At 61.1% G+C, this 2,967-nt stretch carries 4 protein-coding genes; all 4 read right to left on the bottom strand.

Features of this window, described 5'->3' with window-relative positions:
* Positions 1-183 precede the first annotated feature (183 nt).
* Positions 184-489, bottom strand: a complete 306-nt coding sequence (locus NW857_RS03835) for a DUF3134 family protein (RefSeq protein ID WP_414332723.1) — start codon at positions 487-489, stop codon at positions 184-186.
* Positions 490-509: 20 nt separating this feature from the next.
* Positions 510-1,847: a UDP-N-acetylmuramoyl-tripeptide--D-alanyl-D-alanine ligase gene (locus tag NW857_RS03830; protein WP_414332724.1), complete on the bottom strand. Its 1,338-nt coding sequence runs from the start codon at positions 1,845-1,847 to the stop codon at positions 510-512.
* Between the two features lie 180 nt (positions 1,848-2,027).
* Positions 2,028-2,720: a ribose-5-phosphate isomerase RpiA gene (gene rpiA / locus NW857_RS03825; RefSeq protein ID WP_414332726.1), complete on the bottom strand. Its 693-nt coding sequence runs from the start codon at positions 2,718-2,720 to the stop codon at positions 2,028-2,030.
* A gap of 30 nt (positions 2,721-2,750) precedes the next feature.
* Positions 2,751-2,967, bottom strand: a 217-nt coding sequence (locus NW857_RS03820; RefSeq protein WP_414367991.1) for a TRAM domain-containing protein, incomplete at its 5' end; no start/stop codon positions are given.

Genomic DNA, 2,967 nt, shown 5'->3' with positions numbered 1-2,967 from the left:
AGCAATCCAAAACAAGCTAAAAAAAGATCCCTTGAGGCTGAGGGATCCGTTACGTTTACTTACATTTATTGTTTTGTTTGTTCAAGTTAGCGATCCATTGGCAGCGCAAAAGCCGACGCCCTCGACGTGTCGGGCGAAGGGATCAACGAGCTGGTGATCTCGTAACGATCTCGGCCGTCGTGCCTACTCTTCTTCTGCCTCGAAGTCTTCGCTGTAGTCGTCCCCGATCAAGTCGTCGATGTCGTCGATGTCTTCTTCCAAAACAGCCCCAGAGACTTCAATAGGCTGCTCGATCAACCGGCCTTGCTGGCGCAACCAATCGAGAATGGAAAGGCTACTAGGGGAGGGCACCACTGTTGGCGGTTGATTGCGGGGTTCTTCGCGTAGAGAGGGATTGAAGTACATGCCGTACGCAGAAGGGGTAGTTATCGACAAAGAGAAAGCCGCCTGGGCTGATCCCAGCCCAACAGAGAGATGCAGGCTTGCCATCAGCTGTCTTTTAGCTTAGCCTACCGCTGCCAGGCTTGCAAAAAGCGGTGCAGCACCTGCTCCAGCTCAACGGCTCGTGCCGCCTTGAACAGCAACCGATCCCCGGCTTGCACCTGATCTAGCAAAACTTGCAGCACTGCCGCTGCATCCCTACAGCGTTCTGCCTGGGCTGCCGGTTTTTGGTCGAGCAGCGGCTGCATTTCTCCTTCCGGATCCAGGAGCAAAACCCAATCCAACCCCAAAGGGGCAGCCGCTCGTCCCACCTCTGCATAGAGCTGAGGTGCATGCTCTCCCAGTTCCCGCATGGGGCCGAGAACGGCCCAGCGTCGTCTCCCTGGGGTTTGGGCCAATAGGTGCAGAGCCGCTATCATCGCTTCCGGCGAGGCATTGTAGGTTTCATCCCAGATTTCCACATCTCCTGCCAGCTTGAGATGGCGATTGCGCCCCTCCAGAGGCGTGGGCAAGGCGATGGGTTCTCGGAGCGGCTCCCAATCCAGCCCCAAGCTGCGCACAGTCGCCAGCACCCCCATCCAGTTGAGGGCGTGGTGTCTTCCGGGCAGGGGCACCGGAAGGGTCAGGCCCGCCACGGTTACCGTTTGGGCTTGGGGATCCCATTCTCCTCGCAGGTCTCCTCGCTCCAGGCCATAGGTGAGGGTTGGTCCCGACCCCAGGCCGGCGGCGGTGGACAACAGCAAGGGATCTTCTCCGTTGAGCAGGGCCACTCCCTGCCCCAGCTCCTGTAGCAGCTCGCACTTGGCGGCGGCAATGGCGGCGCGGGATCCCAGCCTGCCGATGTGGGCGGTGCCGATGTGGGTAATCAAGGCGTGGGTGGGACGGGCCATCTGCGCCAGGCGGCGAATTTCCCCAGGGCCGCGCATGGCCATTTCCAGAACCGCAAACTGATGTTCCGGCTGCAGCCGCAGCAGCGTTTGCGCCACGCCAATGTCGTTGTTGTGGTTAGCCTCGCTTTTGAGAACGCTGCCGTAGCGGGATAGGGCAGCCGCCAGCATTTCCTTGGTGGTGGTTTTGCCGGCTGAGCCGGTGATGGCCACCACCGGGATGGAGAATTGCTCCCGCCAGCCCCTGGCAAGGCGCTGATAGGCCCTCAGCGTGTCTGAAACCTGAAAATGAGGGCCTGAGGTCGGACGCTGGCTGATGACGGCAACGGCTCCCTTGCTCAGGGCTTGCGGAATAAAATCGTGTCCGTCGAAGCGTTCCCCCCGCAGCGCCACAAAAACGGATCCCGGCTGCAACTGGCGGCTGTCGGTGCAGAGGGCCTGAACCGGCAACCCCAACAGATGGGGATCTCCCCGGAGAGGGGTTTGCAGCAGATCGGCTACAGCTTGTAAGGTCAGCATCGGGCATTCTTCATAATCATTTCAAGTCATTGAGACAGTTCCCAAGCGCTCCCTCACCCCCGGCCCCTCTCCCAGCGGGAGCGCTCCCTCACCCCCAGCCCCTCTCCCAGCGGGAGAGGGGAGTTAACGAACCGTTTCATGGCGATTGGACATGATGCCAATACGCAACTGGGTACGGGATCAGCTTGGTTGCAGCGTCTCAATTCCCTCAGGAAGGGCGATGATCGCCTCTTGGGCCATGCCGATGAACAGGCCATGCTCCACCACCCCCACCGTCCCCTTGAGTTGATCGGCGATCTTGGCGGGATCGGCGATGGGGCCGAATTGGCAATCGAGGATGTAGTGCTGTTCATCCGTCAGGTAGGGATCCCCTTGGGCATTCAACCGCAAAGTGGCCGCACAGCCAATAGCCTCTACCCGCGCCAAGGTGGTTTTCCAGCCAAAGCGCACCACCTCCACGGGCACCGGGAAGCGAGTGCCCAGATGCGTCACCTTCTTGGAGGCATCGGCGATGATGATCAGCTCGGCGGCGCTGGCCTCTACCAGTTTTTCCCGCAGCAGAGCCCCCCCTGCTCCTTTAATCAGGTTCAGGGATCCCACTTCAATTTCGTCGGCTCCATCGATGGCCAGATCCAGGCGGGGCTGCTCCTCCAGGGTGGCCAGCGGGATCCCCAGGGAGCGGGCTTGTTCTGCTGTGCGCTCCGAGGTGGGCACACCGATGAACTGCAGCCCCTCCTTTTGCATCCGCTCCGCCAGGGCGCTCACCGCAAAAGCAGCCGTGGATCCTGTGCCCAGCCCCACCACCATCCCTGACTGCACCTTTTGAGCCGCCGCTTGGGCTGCTGCCTGTTTCAGCTCATCTGCACTGGCCATCTCGCCTTTCCGGAGTCCAACCGAATTATTCTACCGCCCGCTCCAGCTAAAGCCCTGCGGCGCTGCCACCACCTGGCCAAAGAGATCGTAGGGCTCGGCGCGAGTAATCTGCACCGGCACCAGGGATCCCAGGGATCCCGGCCCGCGCACGTACACCACCCCGTCCACCTCAGGGGCAAAGCGGGGGGAACGGCCAATCCACTCGCCGGTGCGGGGGTTTTCCTGCTCCAGGAGCACAGGCACCACC

It is taken from the genome of Synechococcus sp. H55.9 (assembly GCF_047462355.1).
Classification (GTDB): domain Bacteria; phylum Cyanobacteriota; class Cyanobacteriia; order Thermostichales; family Thermostichaceae; genus Thermostichus.
Note: the sequence above shows the minus strand (reverse complement) of the source record. Positions and strands in the feature narration are given on the sequence as shown.